Source organism: Enterococcus sp. DIV0187 (genome assembly GCF_051713785.1).
Classification (GTDB): Bacteria; Bacillota; Bacilli; order Lactobacillales; family Enterococcaceae; genus Enterococcus_A; species Enterococcus_A avium.
This window is the reverse complement of record NZ_JBIOQO010000001.1, coordinates 3,060,282-3,080,713: the sequence shown is the minus strand read 5'-3', so window position 1 is coordinate 3,080,713 and position 20,432 is coordinate 3,060,282. Positions and strand designations below refer to the sequence as shown.

The following is a 20,432-nucleotide window of genomic DNA, read 5'->3' as shown; positions in this document are numbered from 1 at the left end:
CTCCTATTTCATATTAAGGTAATCATTTTTCTCAAAATGAGTTTGATGTTCAATACGTATACCACTCCACCAGATTTTTCAGTACTCAATAGAATTTTATCTTGCTTACAATTTTTACCTGAAAAAAGTGGAACTAGTATCCTGCCTCCTTTTAGAACCCTGCTTCTTTTAGCTTCTCTTCAAAATTACCCTTCGGATCGGTCGCAACGACTCTCAAATCTAACTCCACACCTGCTGCTTCAAGCTTGCGAAATGCATCCGCTTCTGTTTGATCAACTGAAACAGCTTTGGTGATTTGTGTCCGTCCTGTTTTGAATTGCATCCCGCCGATATTGATGGATGTGATTGGCACCTGCATTTCGACTAATTCCAATACTTCCATTGGATTCGTGAATAGATAGAACACTGATTCATCTGCATATTTTGGGTTATTATAGACCTTCACTGCTTTCTCCGGAGTCACGATATTCACTTTGATTCCTGGCGGGGCTGCTTGTTTGACCAATGTTTTACGAATCTCATCATTAGCCACTTCTTTACTAACAACGATGATCCGCTTTGCACCAGCTTCCTTTGCCCATACTGTTGCCACTTGTCCATGAATCAAGCGATCATCGATCCGCGATAATTTGATTTGCATCTTATAAATCCTCCTCTTCTTCAATCACCTGTTGTTTAAACGCTTTCACTGTGTCGCAGGATATTTTTGTAACATGATTCACAATCTCTGTTAAACTGCTGCCTAGCATACTTGCTGCCTCTAAGACAATCGGCAGCGACATTCCTGATATCACGTCAATCTCGCGTTCAGGATTCTTCATTGCAACTGCACAGCTGGCATTATAAGGCGTCCCACAAAATAGATCTGTCAAAATCAGATATGATGCATCTTCCTTCATTGCCCCAGCAACTTTTTCTTGGATCGTGTCTAATCCTTCTTCTTTCAAAAATTCGATCGATTCAAAATCCGGTAGCGTACCAAAAATCATTTCTGCTGATTTTTTCATTTCGTGTGCCAACTTCCCATGCGCAACCAAAATTACCTTGTTCATAAGCTCCTCCCAGTTCTTTTTTATTTTACAATTCTGCCGACCGCTTATTTCTCACGATCAGCAGAATCAAAAATTACCCTCGTGTTTTTCCGCCAGCGACGTTAACAGTCACACCATCTATGTAGCTTGACCGGTTAGAAATGAAGTAGGCAACTAAGTCTGCTACTTCTCTTAATTTACCGTCACGACCTAATGGAATTGTCTTAGTATTCGTGTACCCAGCACGTAATTGCTCGACTGTTATTCCCCGCGTATAGGCTAACGCTGTTTCGTACTCGATCGTACGTAAGCCGGTTTCTTCCATAATCCCAGGAGCAATTCCAACAACACGGACACCTTTTTTTCCTAACTCCTTTGCCCATGAGCGAGTAAAGCTGTTCACCGCTGCCTTTGTTGCCGCGTAAACACTTTGTCCCTCCGAACCTTCTAAGCCACATTCTGATGACATATTAATGATGACCCCATAGCCTTGCTTGACCATTACACGACCAACTGCTTGGCCCATTAAGTAGACACCCTTTTGATTAATCGCGATCATCTTATTAAATATCTGTTCATTAATTTGGAATTTCCCTTCCTCGGACATCTTCTCGTCAACTAACAAGGCTGGGATATTGATACCCGCATTATTGACAACTGCATCAATTGTTTGAAATTTTTTCACTGTTGTCGCTACCGTCTGTTCCACCGATTCTGGAGAAGTAACATCTGTTTGACTAAAAACTAAATTTTCGTGAGTAAATGTCCCTTCGCGTAAATCCGCATTCACCACATTGATCTTTAAATCACATAACTCTTCAACGATAGCTGCACCAATCCCTGATGAACCTCCAGTAACAATGACCGTTTTTCCTTGTACACCTAACCAATCCATAGCAAATACCCCTTTAACATTTGTGATTTACTTTTAACATTTGTTGCACTTTTATAGTAACCGCACTAGAAAACGTTGTCAATAACTTTTTGCAATTTTTTTAAAACAAAATCACAAAAGTGCAAGACGGCATAAAAAAAGACGAGTTTCTCCAACTCGTCTAAATAGATACTATTCGTAAACCAATTCCATAATCGTTTCCTGCTGTTCCTCAGGTATCTCCTCGTCGCTCAAATAATACTCATAAGAAATCCCGCTGAATTTCCCGCCAATTTTTTTAATCTCATCCATCATGGCGAAATAGGGCTCAGTCATATCATCATAACGCCCGACATAAAGTGCAGATAACGCCTTATAGGACGGAAGGAAATAACTGTCGCTTTCGATCTCCGCAGCATTTTTGACTTTCTCTGCCACGGGAAAACCAACCTCCATCTCAATGGCTGATTCATCCAATCCGCCATTTTCATCCATATTTTTATAAGAAACAAATGGTGTACTTAATATTTGGATTCCTTGCTCTTGAATAAACCCGCCTAGCTTCATAAAGGTTGGTCCAATAACTTGAGGAATTTCTTCGACCTTCACGGTAAAGGTTTGAGAAAGAATCCATTGATCTGGTTTCATGATTTGTTCAAACTTCATTGATATCTCCTCCTTTTTCTATAAGTGTATCGAATAAAAGTGCCAGAACATGTCATATTAAAAATGATTTTTATAAAATGCCCCAACGTAATTTAAAACCTTCTCGCGAATCCAATCCGGGCCAAGAATTTCAACATTTTTTCCTAGCGGAATTAAAAAACGATAGAGATCATCGAATTCCGTGAAGTTCAAAGTCGCATCAAAGCTACTGTCAGGATTGTCCGTCCAAGCAAAATCCGCGAACTCGGCATACTTTTTATAAGCGATCCGCTTGCTGAATCGTAGCCGAACAGACAACTGTGGAAACACCAATTCTTCCTCTGGAAACGGATAGTCTATTGGCTCTTTTAAAACAACGTTTCGAATTTGTTTGAGTGGAAATAAGCCCCAATCTAGCTTACTTGATTCCCAAGCCAGCAAATACCACGTTTGATACTTGTACAGTACACGTTTTGGTGCTAAAGACAAGAGCCGGGTTTGGCCATATTCGGTGTGGTAAACACAGTTGATCTCACAATGATTGAATAACGCCTCTTTGATTTTTTCAAAGGTTTGGCTGGTGATCTCGGTCTGACTCAAATCGACCTCCAGCCATTCGCTCCAATCATAGACCGTGCCCATTTTTTTCAGCAGCTCATCCGTATCAGCTAAGCCTACAGATTGCAATAAATGTAAAGCAAGAAATAGATCATCCTGCTCTTCTTTATCAATCAAAGCATTACTGACATGATAGGCATCATCCAGAAAAATACCGCCATTTCGCCCTTTATTGGCATAGACTGGAACTCCTGCCAAACTCAGCGCATCGACATCACGATAAACCGTCCGGACCGACACTTGGAATCGCTCCGCTAATTCCTTTGCGGTAACTTGCTTGTGGCTCAATAAAATCAAGATTGTTTGAAGCAAACGAATAACCTGCATAGCTCCTCCTTAAAATAGAAAAAGATAGGACTCCCCTATCTTTTCAATACTTCTCGCGCAGTTTCTTCCGTCGTGACTAATACATTAATATACTGACCCTTTAATGCGCTGGCAATCGCGTCGGCTTTATCGACTGCTTCTGCTACACCGATTCGATACGGTGTTCGCTTCAAGTCAGCGATATCGATTCCAATCAGACGATCATCTAAACTATTCTCAATGTGTTCGCCTTCAATATTGTAAAAGCGTGACACCACATCTCCCACCACTTTTTTTCCTTCTAAATAAGCCAGCACATCTTCGCCATAGAACTGTTTCCAGCTTTCACTCGCCTTCAATGTCGGCGAACCGATTCCTAAAATGGCAATATCAATCTTGCGCCAATAATCGATCAATTCTTGATTAAAATCATTTTCCATCAAGGCTTTTTTCAACGCGACCGTTTCGGGAAAAGCTGGTGAGTCAATCAATAATGCTCGACCATTTAGTTTTTTTGATGCTTCATAGGTAATTGTATTGACGTGATAATCACTGATTAAACGCCCAGACGGTCCGCCGATCATTGGGACACAGAGAATATTATCTACCGCATAATTTGTCAGCCCTTCTGGTATTGCGGACATGGTTTCGCCCCAAGAAAAGCCAAAGATCATATCATCCTTAATAATCTCTGTTAGGTATTCACCGACCCCTTGTGCTAACATTTTATCCTTTTGCGTACGACTTAAATCTGTTCCCGCTTGCACTATAATTGCCTTTTCCAGATCGAATTTTTCCTGCAATTCCTTTTCGATACTGTAGGTTCCCGCTTTATCATAGTTGATGGAAATATTCACGATTCCTTCGTTACGAGAACGCTTCAGCAAACGACTGATCGTACTGCGATGTATATTCAGCTCTTTCGCGATTTGACTTTGATTTTTATCTTCTTGGTAATACATTTCAGCAATGCGAACCAATAATTTATCTTCTTCTTTTTGCATAGACTTACCTCCTTATCACATTTGTGAAAAACATGAGTCAATGTGATTGTACCCTTTCTTCGACCACACATGCAAGCCTTTTCCCTAAAGACAAAGAACCCGTCCATTCAGATATCGAATGAACGGGATCAATTTATTCCTTCACACTGCGAATAATGTAGTAGCCTTTGTCCTTCGCCACTATTTCGGCGTTGCCGAAAACTTCTTCCATTTTACTTTTTGCGCTGGGCGCACCTTGTTTCTTTTGGATCACGATGGTCAGTGTACCGCCATCTTTTAACAACGGTTCTGCATCGCTTAATATCTGATGAACGACTTTTTTTCCTGCACGGATCGGCGGATTGCTGACGATTGCGGCATATTCTTTTTGATGCAAGGTTTCATAGATGTTCGATTGATGAATATCTGCTTCGATGCCATTGCGCTTCGCATTTCCTTGCGCCAGTTCCACCGCACGATTATTCACGTCGATCATTTCGACTGAACGCCCAGTCTGATAGGCCAATGCCATACCGATTGGACCATAGCCGCAGCCAACATCCAGCAATGTTCCCTCCGGTAACTCCTCCGCATCGAAATGCTCGATTAATACACGTGAGCCATAATCAACGGTGTCCCTAGAAAAGACTCCGCTATCCGTCACAAATTGAAAATTTTTTCCCGCCAATTCAAACGACCATTGATGCAAGTCGTGTGCCGTCTCAGGATTTTCCGAATAATAATGATTTGCCATGTTCTTACCCTTCTGCTAATAAAATTTCTTTAATATCACGTGCAATCAAGGCCCCTAAGAAATGATAGCCCTCGTCTGACGGATGGATGCCGTCGAATGTTTGCACAAACTCTTTTGGTTTTGGATAAACAGTCATGTGGTGATACAGATCGATTACGTTAACGCCCGATTCTGCCGCTATCATTTTCGCTTTTTGGGCGAAGAGCTGTTGACGCTCATTGTCTCCCTTTGAATAAATGTCTGTATTGATGTAACCTGTCGTCAATAGAATCACTTTTGACGCATCAAAGGATTCAATGATTTCTCTAATATTTTCGCCAAAGGTGTCAAGTGAATTTGTCTGCTTCAACGAATCATTGGTTCCAAAAGAAATGACCACAAAATCACCTTCTGCATCCACGGCTTCACTCACCCGAGCCAAACCATCAGAAGAAGTCTCGCCGCGCTTGCCTAACTTGACTAATGAGTAGCCGGGAAAGCCCATCTCCGTCAGTTCATCAAGAATATACTTATCTAAAATATCACTAGTTTCACCATTCATGACACCAGCTAATAAACTGTCTCCGAATAAAACGATTTTTTTCATCATACACACTCCTTCTAACAATTTTCTTCCTTATCATAGCACGAAATGCGGAAATTATTTAGGCAAATAGCGCGGGCCGAATTCCTGTCGTGCCTTTTTACTATATTTCTGCACAAAATCCGATTTCGCATCCGTATAGGCATCACGATTGTGCTCAAACTTTTCCTTTAACGTAAGCTTTAATTCTTCATATTGCCGCGCAACTTCTGGATACTTTCGTAGATAATCCCGAAAATAAAACTCATCCCAATCTCCTATAGCACGAACATGCAGATGATAAACCTTTTCCGCAAAGCCTTCCGATGTGTAGCCCTTATTCAAATCTAATGTTTGTTTCTCCTTATCTTCAATCATCAAGATCCAGCCGGCATTTTTCAGCCTTGCTGAAGCTTCTTCCACATCATACCCATCAGGAAATTCCAGCAATATATCAACGATCGGCTTAGCAATCAAGCCTTCGACTGAGGTGCTGCCGATATGATTGATTCGTTGTATCTCAAAATCAACGAACAATTTCGTTAACTGCTGTTTTTCTTCCCCGTACCATTTCTCATAATCCACGTTATGATCCTTCAAGATAATTGGAAATAATTCCCACAATTCCGCCAGCGTCATTTCTTCCAGTTTCTTCATTTCACCACCTGCTCGTAATATATATTTTGAAGAAACTTTCATTCCTTCAATCGCCCTTAGGGGCTATTCCTAATATGTTTAAATAAAATAACGATTACTACTTGGATACTGTAGGATATTCCTGAATAATAAGTCTTGGAAAGGACTTACGGGAAGACGCTATCACCTTCTGCAGTTTTACTGCGACAGAAAGTCTGTGACCCGAACCGTTGGTATAACCTCCAACACACTAGCTGAGTCCATTGACCTCTACCAATCCTAGTAGAGATTGGGTGGCTTAGAGGTTTAATGAATGAAACTCTATTATGCGAGGCTGTCGTTAGACAACGTGATTCTGGGATATCCCACAGTACCCAAGCAATTTCCGAATAATCAATGAAAGGAGGTCCTTCCACATGAAACTATTTGTCGGTTTAGACGTTAGTTCTGAAAAATTAGATGCTTGCTTTATGACAGACGATTCAACTTGCTCTGTTTTAAAAGAAGCATCTTATGGAAATAGTCAACTTGGCGCAAGCCAGATCAAAGAATACATTCTCGAATTTTCTCAAAAATTTGAGATAGAGAGCTTAGTGATTGGAATGGAGGCCACATCTTTATATAGCTTTCATCCAGCTATGTTTTTTAAAGAAGATCTTGAGTTAAATCAATTGAACCTTATGGTTTCAGTTGAACAACCAAATAAAATTAAAAAGTATCGTGATATTTTTGAAGAAAACAAAAACGATCAAATTGATGCTTTTTATATCGCTGACTATTTTCGCATCCAAAGGCAAGTCAACTCCATCATTAAAGAGGAAGAATACCTTGCCCTCCAACACTTAACTAGAACGCGTTATCAGCTAATTAAACAGCTGGTTCGTACAAAGCAACACTTTATCGAAAACATTTATTATAAATGCAACACGCTTTCTAAAGAACTAAAAGCAGAAGGTGGATCCGTTTTAAGTGCCACATTAGTAACTCTAATGACGGAAGATTACACAATGGACCAACTTGCCGAACTGTCATTAGAAGAGTTTGCGAACCTAATTCAAAAACTAGGGAAGTATCGTTTTAAAAATCCCGAAGGAATTGCAAAGGCAATTTCTAAAGCCATACGTAGTTCCTACCGGTTAGGAAAAGTCCATCAGGACTCTGTAGATATTGTTTTGGGTGTTCTAGCCAAAGAAATTCGTAGTCTTGAAAAGTTAATTAAAGACTTAGACAAAGCCATTGACGATTTAGTCGTTGTGCTACCTGAATATCAATGTTTAACCAGTATTCCAGGAATCGGTCCTGTTTATGCTGCGGGTATACTCGCTGAAATTGGCCCTATCAATCGCTTTTCAGATGAAAGCAAATTGGCTAAATATGCCGGTTTATATTGGCGACAGAACCAATCAGGTAACTCTGAGTATGAAAATACTCCTATGGCCAAACGAGGCAATCGTTATCTCCGTTATTATCTAGTTGAAGCCACCAACTCCGTAAGGAGATACGAGCCTGAGTACCATGCGTATTATAAGAAAAAATACGCTGAAACACCCAAGCATAAACACAAACGAGCCATCGTACTAACCGCAAGAAAATTTACGCGTCTGGTGGATACGCTACTACGTAACCATCAACTCTATATGCCACCAAGGAGCGTGATAGATAAATAACAGTATGTTATTGACGCTAATCCTTGGAAGTACCCGAAAAAATTTTTAATTTTGGTCGGGTTTAGTTCAGTGCGCTTCAAAAATTAACTACCTTTAAAAATCTTTTGAAAAATTATCTTGACTTATTACCACTAGACTTTCCTAAATCTTCTGCTTCTATCATACACTTTTTCAGGTTGTTTCTTGGCTTTTCTTAACATCTCCCTAGTTTTTTCCTCCGCAACTAAAAAAACAATGAAACTCCTATCATTACGATAGCTTTTTACACTTTTTTTCGGCTAAAATGGCTTATAACGTTTTGTGTTAGGAAATTATTCGGATTTCTTGGAAATAGAACACTTTCTAAGACTGTTTTTATGGTAGAATAAGCGCAGTTGCCAGTTCAGCTTTTTACTTGAAATTGACTGGAATGCGCATGATATTGAACTCATTTTTCGCTTTTTGAAAAATGGTTACTTTAATATGAATAAAGATGCCAGTTCAACTTTTCGCAGTTTACTCTGTTTGGCGTTCATTTTAGTTATTAAATCAGTATATTTTGGACACACTTAGTTGAATGGTATACGGCATGAAAATAGGATTCATTTTTCGCCTTTTGAAAAATGATTACTTTAATATGAATAAGGAGGTTCTTATGAACGAAAGAGGGAACTATTTCCGGATCGCCCGCGACCAGTGGCAAGATTTCTACACACCGGGAAACACACCGTTGACACAAGCAGAGCTTGACAATATCAAAAGCTTGAATGACCAAATCTCGATGAAGGATGTGGCCGATGTTTATGTACCCTTATGTCACCTGATCCATCTTTATATGAAGGATTTTGAGTCGCTCACGTTAAGCAAAGGGTTGTTTCTGCACCGTTATGTGAAGATGCCGCCGTTTATCATCGGAATCGCTGGAAGTGTTGCCGTCGGAAAAAGTACCACCGCTCGTTTATTACAGACCTTATTAGACCGCCTTTTCAAACATCAAACGGTCCAATTAATCACCACTGACGGCTTTTTATATCCAAACGCTGTCTTAGAAGAACGCGGGATCATGGATCGCAAAGGCTTTCCCGAAAGCTATGACATGGAGAACCTGATTGACGTCTTGAACGAAGTAAAATCAGGCAAAGAAAATATTCCCATCCCAAAATATTCCCATGATGTCTACGATATCGTGGATGGCGAATACGAGCTGATCGATTCGCCGGATATTTTAATCGTCGAAGGAATCAATACCTTGCAGCTGCCAGCCAATCAGCAAATCTATGTCAGTGACTTTTTCGACCTGTCGATCTACGTCGATGCTGATCCGAAAATGGTCGAGCGTTGGTATATCGAACGGTTCGAATCCTTGCTGGACACCGCCTTTAAAGATCCGGATAACTACTATTATGACTACGCAATCGGTGATCGCAAAGAAGCGCTTGCCATGGCGGAGGATGTCTGGAAAAATGTCAACTTGAAGAATTTGGAAGAGTATATCTTGCCAACAAGAGGCCGAGCTGATATTATCTTGCACAAGGCAAAGCATCATATCATTGATGAAATCTATTTGCGTAAATACTAGCTTATAAAGAAAGCTTGCTTTCTTTTATAATAAAACTTGAAAAGGGGTAATAATTGTGACAAACGTTTCTGCCGAAATGACAAACGTAGAAAAAATCATCGTACTCGACTACGGTAGTCAGTACAACCAATTAATCACTCGTCGTATCCGTGAATTCGGTGTTTTCTCAGAGCTTTTGAGCCACCGCATCACTGCTGAAGAAGTCAAAGCCATGAATCCAAAAGGGATCATCTTATCAGGTGGCCCAAATAGTGTTTATGACGAAGGAGCCTTCTCCCTTGATCAAAAAATCTTTGAATTAGGGATTCCAATTTTAGGAATCTGTTACGGCATGCAGCTGATCACATATAACCTAGGCGGAAAAGTTGAACCCGCTAAAAACCGTGAATACGGGCAAGCAACGTTAGAAATTGTTTCTGATAATGCCGTCCTATTCGCTGATACACCAAAAGAACAAACCGTTTGGATGAGCCACGGCGACTTAGTAACTCAAGTACCAGAAGGCTTTGAAAAAATCGGCACCAGCAAAGACTGCCCAATCGCAGCAATCCAAGATACAAACCGTAACTTCTTCGGCATCCAATTCCACGCAGAAGTACGTCATTCAGAATACGGCAATGAACTATTACGTCACTTTGCCCTAGATGTTTGCCAATGTAAAGGTGATTGGACGATGGATAACTTCATCGACATGCAGGTCGCAAAAATCCGCGAACAAGTCGGCGACAAAAAAGTCCTACTTGGCCTATCAGGCGGTGTGGACTCATCTGTCGTAGGGGTGCTTTTACAAAAAGCTATCGGTGACCAATTAACATCAATCTTCGTAGACCACGGTCTATTACGTAAAAACGAAGGCGAACAAGTCATGGAAGCACTTGGCGGAAAATTCGGCTTGAACATTATCAAGGTCGATGCTAAAGAGCGTTTCCTGGATAAATTAGCTGGCGTTTCTGATCCAGAGAAAAAACGCAAAATCATCGGAAACGAATTCGTTTACCTATTCGACGACGAAGCAACCAAACTTGCCGGTCAAGAAGGCATTTCCTTCTTAGCCCAGGGAACACTTTATACAGACGTCATCGAATCTGGTACCGAAACAGCACAAACAATCAAATCTCACCATAATGTCGGTGGATTACCAGAAGATATGCAGTTCGAATTGATCGAACCATTAAATACCTTATTCAAAGACGAAGTACGGGAATTAGGAACACAGCTTGGTATGCCTGACTCAATCGTTTGGCGCCAACCATTCCCAGGGCCAGGTCTTGGTATCCGTGTCCTTGGTGAAATCACTGAAGAAAAACTAGAAATCGTCCGCGAATCAGATGCAATCCTACGTGAAGAAATCGCCAACGCCGGCCTTGACCGCGACATCTGGCAATATTTCACTGTCTTACCAGGCATCCGCTCAGTCGGTGTTATGGGCGACGGCCGTACCTACGACTACACAGTCGGTATCCGCGCGGTTACCTCAATCGACGGTATGACCGCAGACTTCGCGCGTATCCCATGGGATGTCTTGCAAAAAATTTCTGTTCGGATCGTGAATGAAGTGGCTCATGTCAATCGGATTGTGTATGATATTACGTCTAAGCCACCAGCTACTGTGGAGTGGGAATAATTATAATAACCGTGAACCCCTTGATATCAGAGGGTTTCATGGTTGTTTTTTGTTTTGTACAACCATTTTGCAACCAATTCATCCTAGTTAAATTACTTTTTTCCTTCATATTGCTTCACTAATAAAATACCGCAAAAAAAAAGACTTATTCAAATTGTAAATCTAATTAAAATAAGTCTTTGTTATTATATATTAATTTTCCAGTTACTCATTTTCTTCATTATCAAAATTATCTTCTAAATCATCGTCAAAATTAAAAATGAACTTTCCAGATTTACTATCATAAGACATTCTATTTGAATGATCATCTTTATCCCAAAGTTCCATTTGCTTATAATCTTTCAGTTCAGATTCGGTTAATTTATTTAATAAATACATTTTATAAAATTCCTCTTTGTTTCTGTCATGAATTCTGTCATGCTTCATCATATTGATATATTTTCTTAATTCTTTTCGTTCAATATCTTCGATAGCAGAATTGTATAAATTGTCTATATGATTCTTTTCCTTTTTAAATAAATATCCATCATCAGAAATTCCAAATTCGTACTCATTATTTTCTATACTTTTTTTCAGTAGCTTAATTCGTTCTTCCTCTATTTGATCATGAGGAATTTTCACTCTATACATTTTTTCGGAAGACTTTTTCAACTTACTCATCTCTACATCACTTAAGTCATTCACTAATTGGACAAATCTCAAATTATTTAAAATATGAAGTTCTTTATTGGACTCCATATATAATTCATTCATTAAATGGATGTTAGGTCCAACTGTTAAGTCATCAACTTTGTACAACAAATCTCTTTTCTGTTTAGCTTTCCCGTCATTTGTAATAAAAACAACTTTTTTCCCCATTTTCGTATATTCTTTTGAATACTCAATAATATCTTTCCATATTATAAGATCACCATATTTCCTACAATATTTTATATCACCATACATTCTAAGTGAATCGATTTCGTCTTCTTTTGAAGAGTCATTAAATCCAGGGGGAATATTTTGCTTGTATCTCTCCTCTCCCTCCTTCTCTATTTCATCTATCCACTTTTGACTATATTTATTACCTACTTTATTTTCAATTACAGAAATAAGTCTTTCATATAATTCGTTTTCTTCCTCCGTAATCATCGAAGATACCTTACTATCTATTACTTTTTTTAATTCAGCTAAGTAATCTTCTGTCATTGTTAGTAGCTCATTAGTAAAAATTTCTTTTTCCTCTTTATCTACTAAATCAATTTCATCAATTTTTTTATTTATATTTACAACTGATTGCTCTATCTCATTTTTATACTTCCTAATCTTTTTAATTTTTCCTTTTTTCAAACTACTCTTTTTAAAATTAAACTCCAGAGCCACTAAATAAGGTATATAAATATTTTCTTTTACTTTTTCTAACGCTTCTATGTATTTTTTTGAAACAGTTGTAGGCAATTGAATTATATCCAAAAGATAATTTGTATCTAGTACTAATAAATTCTCACTTTCACTGCTCAAATCTTTCATATCTAATTTAGATTGATAAAACTCCGGAAAAAGCTCTTTTAAATTTGCCATTAATTATCCCTCTTATTAACAATAATATTATATCTTGAATATTCTTTCTACAATAACATTGTAACATATTTATTAATATGAAATAGAACACAATAGTTTTGAAATGGGTATTCTAACTTAAAAAATTTGAAACCAATAGAGCCGACTTAAAAAGCTAAATCATCATCGCTAAAACTTGTTTTTACTACATCCACTGTTCTCAATCTGGTTCTTAAGTTTTCTAATACTATTTTTTTCTTTTGCTTACTACTATTTAAGAGTAATTCATCAATTTTTTTAACCTCAAACACGCTTACAGTTGAATTCCCTATCATCCGACAACCGATTAAGGGAATTTTTTCAATTGACAACTAATCATCACTTCCTAAATGAAATCCTTTCGTTCATCAACATAAGGAAGATATCACAAACACTATACCCAAATCCGACAAATGCTATAGTCAGCATGGCTTTACCCTCTTTTTTTCGTTATTTGATAAACGAATAGTATCATGATAACACTAGATAAAACATAGCATCCCCTTGTTTTGACAGCGTATTGTACAGAACATAAAAAAATATGAAATTGAATTTCGTAACAACATATGGATATTTAGTTATTTTACATTCTAAATTTCAACTGTCCACAATTTTTATTTCTAAAAAATCGTACCATTTCATTACGACTTACTAAATCATCAAACGGATATGCTCCACTTAATAATCTTACAGTAACAGATGTTCAACAATTTCGGACATGATTATTCTCCTCAAAAGGTGCTGGTTATTCACATGCTTATGCCCGCCTTGTCTTTGACATGTTTAGGAAGCGTTTGGCGGTCGCAACTAGAGATTGCTGAGTTTTTTCAAATAACCAAAAATAATATCAGTTTACACATCAAAAATATTTTTGCCGACAAAGAGTTAGATGAAAATCCAACTGTTAAAGATTACTTAACAGTTCAAAAAGAAGGTGAACGCGATATTCAGAGATCAGCTCGTGTGTATAATCTAGATATGATCCTAGCGATTGGTTAAATGAACATTTTTTTAAGGTCAAGAGCCTCGCTCCTATTTCATATTAATAATGAGGGATTTCTATTTAAAAGGAAGTACAAGAAATGAAATTCTTATTGAATTAGCTTAATGAAAGAACCTTGGCATCAAAAAATGATGATCGACATATCAAAAGAAATCAAGTGAACTCATCTGCTATCCCATGCTATACTAAACCTAGTACCCGAAAGGAGCATTACAATGGGAGTAATTATTATTAAAGCCTAGCAAAAGCTTGGCAGGAATGCTTGAAGAGCTTTTGCTGAATCCTAAATTTTATATTATTAGGAGGCTAAAAGATGGCTTATCAAAATGCATTCGAACTTCTACCAGAGGAGATCGTAAAAGAGATCCAAAAATATGTGAATGGTACAATCCTTTATATACCAAAGAAAACAAAGGATCGCTTGCCTTGGGGCAGCAAGACTGCTAGTAAAGAACTGCTCAGACGAAGAAACCAACAAATCTATCAGGATTATCAGATGGGAAAAAGTACTCGCGAGCTCGCTGGCAGCTATTATTTGGATATCAAAAGTATTCAACGGATCATTCGCACAATGAAAAAACAATGTTAAGAAAGAGCTGTCTTTGGCTCTTTCTTTTTTTATACACAAGGATGCTCCTCCGTCTGCGAATCTCTCCTTTATTCTAAAGATAGTACGAATGAAAGGATTTGGTTCACATGCGGATGAAATTACTTGCTGACTGCTAACTACGTTTTTTGCTGAAAGGAGGAGCATTCATGACACAGCCTAAGGCGAAGCTGGAGGATTTTCTGCATCAGAAGAAAAAGAAAGCCTTCGAGCACTCGCAGCAACAATCTAAAAATAAAGTGAAGGCCAAACAAAACGCCCAGCCGGTCCAAAATAGACGCGGTCGTCCATTATCGAAATAATTGACGCGAAGCCCTCATTGAAAATGACCACATAAAAGAATAAGAACCTAAACACCGAATTAGATCCAGTGTTTAGGTTCTTATTTCTCGTTTAGTTTGATTAATTTTTCATCCAAAAAAGATCATTAACTCAATAACTACAAGTAACCCGATCAACAGCGCTAACCCCAACGGATGATAAGGATTGATCGCCCAGCCGACGCCAAATGATTTTGGAATGATTATCGGGGCGTATCTTCCGCTGACTTTATCGTCTTTGGGAATAATTAGAAAGAAGCGCAGGATCGTAAAAAGAAACACGATTCCTACAATTAGCATCGGCAATATCCTTTGATTCGCAAGCTCCGGTATCCGGCTCATTATAAAAGCAAAAAGCACCGTCAGCAGCAATATCACCACAAAGGCTGCGTCAAAAATTTTTCTTCGCTTGGTTCGTTTGATGAGCTCTGCGTCTTTCTTCATTTTATCCATTAATTGTTCATCACCTTTCAACAATTCGTCTAAGGAGATTTGGTAGTAATCACTAATTGAAATGATCATGGGAATGTCTGGAAAATTCCGTCCGACTTCCCAATTGGAGATTGTCTGTCGTGAGACGTGCAGATGATCTGCCACCTCCTGTTGAGTCAATCCCATTGACTGCCGTTGTTTTTTTAATTTTTCGCCTAGCAATACTTCATCCCCCTAAATCAAAATTACCTGTTGATAAGACAACTTACAAGCAAGATACCAAAGCACTCTGAAAAAGACAAGCTCGAATGACAAGCATCGTGATTATATCAATGTTTCCAGCTATTCAAATGATCGAATCCTTTCATAAGAATTATATCGTTAAAGGCAATCAAAGCACACCCATAATTCGAAACCTAGACAAAAAAGTGGTCGCAAATGTCTCTGCAACCACTCCACTTTATTGTTTTTTTCAAATCAGCTTTCCGCTCTTCGTTGATCGTTCTTCTGATTCTATTTTTCAAACTTCATGATAATACCGTTTGGATCGACGACGGTCAAACTGCCGCTTTCGTCTTTGGAATAATCGATCTGATTTTTCCAATGCTCTTCCAAACGATTCAACTCTGCTTGATCAGGTACGACGAAGCTAAAATAATCCAAGCCTAAATCCTGTTCAGACATGGCAGGAATATTTTTTCCTAACCAGATGTTGGACCCGATATGGTGATGATAATCCCCTGTCGCAAAGAATTTGGCTTGATTGCCAAAATTATTCTTCAAGGATAGCCCTAAAACTTCTGTATAAAATTTTTCCGTCTGTATCAGATCCGCTACTTTTAAATGCACATGACCAACCGTCGTTCCTGCTGGAAATCCTCCCCCTGCGCCATCGCTCGCAGCAATAACCGCTTCGGCATCCATCTCAAGAGTCACGCCAACGATCTCACCATCGGCACGAATATCCCATTCACTTTGCGGCTTGTCACGGTAGACTTCGATTCCATTACCTTCGGGATCATTTAAATAAATGGCTTCGCTATAGCCGTGATCACTAGCACCAATCAAAGGCGCCTCGATCGTCAAATAGTGACGCAGCGCATTTCCTAAATCTTTTCGAGTCGGTAATAAAAAAGCTACATGATATAAACCGGTTTTTGGTGTCAAAGGCAGCGGCTCTTGCACCTTATGTAATTCTAGTAGTACCGTATTATCAACACCTAAAGTACTTTGAATTGCGCTTTGTTCTAAGACCTGCAGCCCAATCACTTCTTGGTAAAAACGGGTCATTTTTTCTAAATTTGCTACTTTCAATGCCACGCGGCCCATGTGTGCGGTGGCACTTAATTGAAATGTGGGAATAATCACTGTCATGGTTAAAACCTCCTGTAAGGAACAACGCCAGCGAGTGTCGTTATTCGTTTCTTGAGATTACCTTAACATCTTACTAATAGTAAGTAAAATCCTATGCTTAACTTCCCCTCAATATTAACTAGAGCATTCGTAAAAAGGCAGACGGTCTTCTATAATAAACTAAAAGAAACAAACTTAGACAAGTTTCGAGGTATTTTAGCGGAATGATATACAACATAAAAGGAGCAAGAAAACATGGCGGACTCAACGGAACAAAACTACCTGCGGTTAATTAATAAAACTGAAGACTACATCGAACAGCATCTCGCGGAGCCAATCTCATTGAGTGATCTAGCCAAAAACGCGTATTTTTCAGAATTTTATTTCCATCGAATGTTTAAAAAATATTCATCGGAGACATTGAAGGAATTTGTGACTAGATTTAAGCTAGAACGTGCGGCTATTTTTCTATGTATTGCTTCTTCTATTTCATTAACCGACATTGCCTTAAGCTACGGTTATAACGATGCGAGTTCCTTCAGCAGAGCCTTCAAAAAACATTTTGGCGTCAGCCCTTCCAGCTATCGGAAACAGCAAGAAATGACAAGAGCTTCTGATAGAAACATGGAATAATGAAGTTATTCGAAAGGGAGGACATGAAAATGATCGAACCAAAAAGCATTACCATAGAAAATTTAGAGGACTTGACCTTCATCTACATTCGTTTCAGAGGAAGCTATGCCGCCTTTAGAAAACAGAGCCGAAAAATGTTCAACGAACTATTTGAGTTTGCGACAAAGAATGAACTCATTGTTGAAAATGAGACCAAGGTATTAACCATTTACGATGACAATCCATTTATTACTGAAGCGAAAAATTTACGTACAAGCGTTGCCATGACGATTCTAAATGATCGGCCCCTTCAGGAAACCGGCAATATTTGTTTATCAAGTATTTCAGGAAAATTCGGTGTTGGACATTTTGAACTATCCACGAAGGAATATGGGGATGCGTGGCAGTATATGTATCAAGAATGGCTGTTTAAGGATGAACGAAAAGTTCGCGATGCCGTTCCGTTTGAATTGTACGTAACTGAACCGCCCAGAAAATCGAAGGATAAAAGTTTGACGGATATTTATATTCCGATAAATTGAAAAATAGAAAAAACGAGGTTGTTTAGATTTTCTATGAGGAAAAAGCAGGACCAAGTGCTCAGATAGTCATTCTGAGCGCTTAGTTATTTCGTTGATAGTTCACGCTACTGGATACATAAGAATTCATAGAATTCACTTGTTACTTGATATCCTTTGCCCCACATTGTTTGAATGATTGTTTCTGGAATATTTCTAATCTGTAATTTCTTTCGGATTTTCTTTATTAACACGGATAAAGAAGATAACTTAGATTGCGTTGTTCCTCCTTGCCACAAATGTTCGCAGATCTCATCCCGAGAAGCAATTTTCCCTTCTGTAAAATAAAGGTATTTAAGTAACTTATGCTCCATTGCTGATAGATTCAATTCTGAAATTGTTCGTTTTATTTTTACGTGATTTGTCTCGTTTAATGGAGATAACTGGTTCATTTGATTGAATGTCTTATTGGCTAAGTATTTCTTGGTAATGACTTCTCTAATCACTTCCAACGAATGAGATGTAATTAGCCCATCCACTTCATGATTCATCCAGAACTCTTCAACTTCTAGGGTTTGTTCTGTATCAAATTTTCGTAAAATCGGGCGCTTCATTTTTTTCAAATTCTCTAAAGTTTCCATAGCCTCTTGATCTGATAACGTATTGCTTAATATAACTAAATCAAAATTGCTTATCCGTGTTCCTTTTTTTAACAACGTCAGTAAGTGAGCAGAACAATAGACTTCATGGCTCAAGATTTGAAGTCTATGTTGAATATCGTATTCAGCTAATATGTTTTTGGTTAAAATTAGAATTTGCATTCCTTTATTTCTCTCCTTCTATAGTTACTTAACAAAGCTACTTTATTAATCAAAACTTCTTCTTTTTTTGATGAGGATGTTAACGAAATTAAACCAATCAATCGCGCGTGGCGGCTCCAGCCAATAGATAACTAACGTGCTATTCAATTTACTATTGTCTAAATTATTGGAATCTGTTAGCAGCACATCAGTATTTTTCATTAACGTCGGTTGAAAATCGAGGTTCAAGTGGCTGCAAATATTTTTAATGCTCCTTTTTATGAAAAGGTTGTATTCTTCACCAAAAGAGAAATCAATCGTGATATTGATGGCACTCTGAAGCATTTCCGGTGACAAACAATTCACGAGCATTAATAGATAGTGATAGTATAAATAGACTGCATGCTCTTGAACAAATAGGTTCTTTGTTTTCTTTTGAGTAGCAATAAAGCTCCGGCAAAAATCAAAAACAACTTGATAATTTTCTTGAAAATATGACAAATCAAAAATATTTTCAAAAAGCAGGACCTTTCCACTGAATATCGCGTTGAAATGAATTCGGGCCATTCTATTCGTGATTTCCTTTTTTAAAGAAGAAGTATAAATTTGTGGAAAGGACTGAAATAGCTTTTCTATAAAAAGCTCAATGAGATCACTTTGTATTTCTTCATTTACTAATTCTTCCGCCGCCTGCTCAGGCAAAGCTTCATTCAATATCAAAATTCCTATGAACTCATTCAGCTCATTTTCTTGACAGAGTTTTTTTATTCCGTTCGCAAGTAAAAGCTGTTTTAATTCTTTAAACGTTTCTGATTTCATCAGCTTCTCTTTTATTCTTCTAGATAATTTTCTAGTACTTTTATCCGACGAAAGAGCAATTAGCACATAATTAATGATTCTATTTTTATGTGAAGGGCGCATTGGTTTATAGTTTCTTTCAATAATGTCTACAATGTGGGTCGCTCTTATGAGCATTTGTTCGCTAAATAGTGACCCGGCAAGATCCGTCCGATGCAAAAGATTTACACCTAGCAGTCGAACCGTGCGTTCGTTACCAGCGATCGAGTAACTGCCCTTCTTTTTTACTAATTCCAAATCTAGTGGTTTTAGCGATTCTTGTACTTTGTCTAACCACTTGTAGACAATCGAGTTGCTGGTGAAATGGGTACTCGCAAATTCAGGTGCCGAATCAAATTTTCCCATTAAAATCTGTAAGAGCATCTTTACCCCTATAGATTTTTGAAGGTACTTTTTTAGAAAAAAATTGGATGTCACACCGCCCAATTCCTCTATAGAAATAATGCTATCGTCTTCAGTAATTTTGAATTCTTCTGTAATCCCAAATTCACAGCAATCTTCTTGAAGTCTATCAATCGTTACTCGCAATAAATATTCTGACAATTTGAACTCGTCTTTGATGAAAGATTTTGACTTTGATAAAAATGGGTCCATCTCCAATAATTTAATTAGGTGGTATTTTCTAAGGTCTTTCTTTTCAATCAATTGTTCAATCACTCTTAATTGCTCCTCCAAATAATAAAACAGCCAGTTGCATCCCCACTTAAAAGGGTCCTTTTTGTCCAAATAGTACAGTTCCCGATAACATATAAGCCATTTGGCTCAGCGTCCCTATATTTTCTTTTCCATCACCACTAGGAACAGGAAATTTATTGATTGGATAATCAAAAAAATGGTCATTCGTAGCTAATATTCCTTTTCTTTTTGGGATAACCACGGCTGAATCACTCTCTTTTGCTTTTTCAAGCATCGTGCCTACAGGTTTATTTTTTCTAGCTTTTCTTTCTTCCCTCTTAACTTTTTCAGGAACAATCTCTTCGGCCGGTTTTTGCGAGTTAAAAATTGGATTGCTGACTGCTTCAGAAATACTGCCTATTGAAAAAGACATTGCTACTAATGAACTGAATAGTACTGGTATGTAATATTTTTTCAT

General features: G+C 38.1%; 23 protein-coding genes and 1 pseudogene. 8 read left to right on the top strand and 16 right to left on the bottom strand.

The genetic code is table 11. From position 1 onward, the window contains the following. Positions 1-151: 151 nt before the first annotated feature. The 9 genes from IGI52_RS15115 to IGI52_RS15075 all read right to left on the bottom strand — a co-directional run bounded on the left by IGI52_RS15115 (position 152) and on the right by IGI52_RS15075 (position 6,430). Positions 152-640: a PTS system mannose/fructose/N-acetylgalactosamine-transporter subunit IIB gene (locus IGI52_RS15115; RefSeq protein WP_016181668.1), complete on the bottom strand. Its 489-nt coding sequence runs from the start codon at positions 638-640 to the stop codon at positions 152-154. Between the two features lies 1 nt (position 641). Then, complete coding sequence (locus tag IGI52_RS15110; RefSeq protein ID WP_016181669.1) at positions 642-1,052, bottom strand: PTS sugar transporter subunit IIA; 411 nt, start codon at positions 1,050-1,052, stop codon at positions 642-644. A gap of 73 nt (positions 1,053-1,125) precedes the next feature. Next, positions 1,126-1,926: an SDR family oxidoreductase gene (locus tag IGI52_RS15105; RefSeq protein ID WP_016181670.1), complete on the bottom strand. Its 801-nt coding sequence runs from the start codon at positions 1,924-1,926 to the stop codon at positions 1,126-1,128. A 171-nt stretch (positions 1,927-2,097) separates the two neighbouring features. After that, the gene (locus IGI52_RS15100) at positions 2,098-2,571 is read right to left on the bottom strand and encodes a GyrI-like domain-containing protein (protein ID WP_016181671.1); all 474 of its coding nucleotides are present in this window, start codon (positions 2,569-2,571) and stop codon (positions 2,098-2,100) included. 57 nt (positions 2,572-2,628) lie between these two features. Beyond that, positions 2,629-3,495, bottom strand: coding sequence for a helix-turn-helix transcriptional regulator (locus tag IGI52_RS15095; RefSeq protein ID WP_016181672.1), 867 nt, complete (start codon positions 3,493-3,495; stop codon positions 2,629-2,631). Positions 3,496-3,530: 35 nt separating this feature from the next. Then, positions 3,531-4,478, bottom strand: coding sequence for a sugar-binding transcriptional regulator (locus tag IGI52_RS15090; RefSeq protein WP_016181673.1), 948 nt, complete (start codon positions 4,476-4,478; stop codon positions 3,531-3,533). A gap of 133 nt (positions 4,479-4,611) precedes the next feature. Next, positions 4,612-5,211, bottom strand: a complete 600-nt coding sequence (locus IGI52_RS15085; protein ID WP_016181674.1) for a class I SAM-dependent methyltransferase — start codon at positions 5,209-5,211, stop codon at positions 4,612-4,614. Between the two features lie 4 nt (positions 5,212-5,215). After that, a complete protein-coding gene (locus tag IGI52_RS15080) occupies positions 5,216-5,797 on the bottom strand; it encodes an SGNH/GDSL hydrolase family protein (RefSeq protein WP_016181675.1) in 582 nt (193 codons plus the stop codon). A gap of 54 nt (positions 5,798-5,851) precedes the next feature. Beyond that, complete coding sequence (locus IGI52_RS15075) at positions 5,852-6,430, bottom strand: GrpB family protein (protein WP_311871577.1); 579 nt, start codon at positions 6,428-6,430, stop codon at positions 5,852-5,854. Between the two features lie 395 nt (positions 6,431-6,825). On the opposite strand from IGI52_RS15075, the gene IGI52_RS15070 reads away from it, so the two are divergent. The 3 genes from IGI52_RS15070 to guaA all read left to right on the top strand — a co-directional run bounded on the left by IGI52_RS15070 (position 6,826) and on the right by guaA (position 11,258). Further along, positions 6,826-8,076: an IS110 family transposase gene (locus IGI52_RS15070; RefSeq protein WP_002346915.1), complete on the top strand. Its 1,251-nt coding sequence runs from the start codon at positions 6,826-6,828 to the stop codon at positions 8,074-8,076. A 634-nt stretch (positions 8,077-8,710) separates the two neighbouring features. After that, positions 8,711-9,634: a type I pantothenate kinase gene (gene coaA / locus IGI52_RS15065; RefSeq protein ID WP_016181677.1), complete on the top strand. Its 924-nt coding sequence runs from the start codon at positions 8,711-8,713 to the stop codon at positions 9,632-9,634. A gap of 55 nt (positions 9,635-9,689) precedes the next feature. Further along, a complete protein-coding gene (gene guaA, locus IGI52_RS15060) occupies positions 9,690-11,258 on the top strand; it encodes a glutamine-hydrolyzing GMP synthase (RefSeq protein WP_311871579.1) in 1,569 nt (522 codons plus the stop codon). Positions 11,259-11,462: 204 nt separating this feature from the next. Here the strand turns inward: guaA and IGI52_RS15055 are convergent, their stop codons facing one another. Further along, positions 11,463-12,818, bottom strand: coding sequence for a PIN-like domain-containing protein (locus IGI52_RS15055; protein WP_311871581.1), 1,356 nt, complete (start codon positions 12,816-12,818; stop codon positions 11,463-11,465). A gap of 146 nt (positions 12,819-12,964) precedes the next feature. After that, positions 12,965-13,168 (bottom strand): hypothetical protein, encoded by a 204-nt coding sequence (locus tag IGI52_RS15050; protein ID WP_311871583.1) that lies wholly within the window; start codon positions 13,166-13,168, stop codon positions 12,965-12,967. Positions 13,169-13,622: 454 nt separating this feature from the next. Here IGI52_RS15050 and IGI52_RS15045 point away from each other — a divergent pair. From IGI52_RS15045 to IGI52_RS15035, 3 genes and pseudogenes are all read left to right on the top strand, one after another. Then, positions 13,623-13,832 (top strand): annotated as a pseudogene (locus IGI52_RS15045) (cell filamentation protein Fic); the annotation flags it as partial. A gap of 320 nt (positions 13,833-14,152) precedes the next feature. Then, positions 14,153-14,428, top strand: a complete 276-nt coding sequence (locus tag IGI52_RS15040; protein WP_438781646.1) for a CD3324 family protein — start codon at positions 14,153-14,155, stop codon at positions 14,426-14,428. A 167-nt stretch (positions 14,429-14,595) separates the two neighbouring features. Beyond that, a complete protein-coding gene (locus tag IGI52_RS15035; protein WP_311871588.1) occupies positions 14,596-14,748 on the top strand; it encodes a hypothetical protein in 153 nt (50 codons plus the stop codon). Between the two features lie 108 nt (positions 14,749-14,856). Here the strand turns inward: IGI52_RS15035 and IGI52_RS15030 are convergent, their stop codons facing one another. After that, on the bottom strand, positions 14,857-15,420 hold the full coding sequence (locus IGI52_RS15030; RefSeq protein WP_311871589.1) for a helix-turn-helix domain-containing protein: 564 nt from the start codon (positions 15,418-15,420) through the stop codon (positions 14,857-14,859). A 291-nt stretch (positions 15,421-15,711) separates the two neighbouring features. Beyond that, the gene (locus tag IGI52_RS15025) at positions 15,712-16,572 is read right to left on the bottom strand and encodes a VOC family protein (RefSeq protein ID WP_311871591.1); all 861 of its coding nucleotides are present in this window, start codon (positions 16,570-16,572) and stop codon (positions 15,712-15,714) included. A 234-nt stretch (positions 16,573-16,806) separates the two neighbouring features. On the opposite strand from IGI52_RS15025, the gene IGI52_RS15020 reads away from it, so the two are divergent. Together IGI52_RS15020 and IGI52_RS15015 are read left to right on the top strand one after the other, a co-directional pair. Continuing rightward, positions 16,807-17,184: an AraC family transcriptional regulator gene (locus IGI52_RS15020; protein WP_311871593.1), complete on the top strand. Its 378-nt coding sequence runs from the start codon at positions 16,807-16,809 to the stop codon at positions 17,182-17,184. A gap of 29 nt (positions 17,185-17,213) precedes the next feature. Further along, positions 17,214-17,705 carry an AraC family transcriptional regulator gene (locus IGI52_RS15015; RefSeq protein ID WP_311871595.1) on the top strand — a complete coding sequence of 164 codons (492 nt, stop codon included), beginning with the start codon at positions 17,214-17,216 and terminating at the stop codon, positions 17,703-17,705. 104 nt (positions 17,706-17,809) lie between these two features. On the opposite strand, the gene IGI52_RS15010 is transcribed toward IGI52_RS15015, so the two are convergent. From IGI52_RS15010 to IGI52_RS15000, 3 genes are read right to left on the bottom strand one after another with little or no spacing between them, the layout of a single operon-like run. Next, positions 17,810-18,502 carry a winged helix-turn-helix domain-containing protein gene (locus IGI52_RS15010; protein ID WP_016181688.1) on the bottom strand — a complete coding sequence of 231 codons (693 nt, stop codon included), beginning with the start codon at positions 18,500-18,502 and terminating at the stop codon, positions 17,810-17,812. A gap of 45 nt (positions 18,503-18,547) precedes the next feature. After that, positions 18,548-19,996, bottom strand: a complete 1,449-nt coding sequence (locus IGI52_RS15005; protein ID WP_127978289.1) for a helix-turn-helix domain-containing protein — start codon at positions 19,994-19,996, stop codon at positions 18,548-18,550. A gap of 46 nt (positions 19,997-20,042) precedes the next feature. Next, the gene (locus IGI52_RS15000; RefSeq protein WP_016181690.1) at positions 20,043-20,432 is read right to left on the bottom strand and encodes a hypothetical protein; all 390 of its coding nucleotides are present in this window, start codon (positions 20,430-20,432) and stop codon (positions 20,043-20,045) included.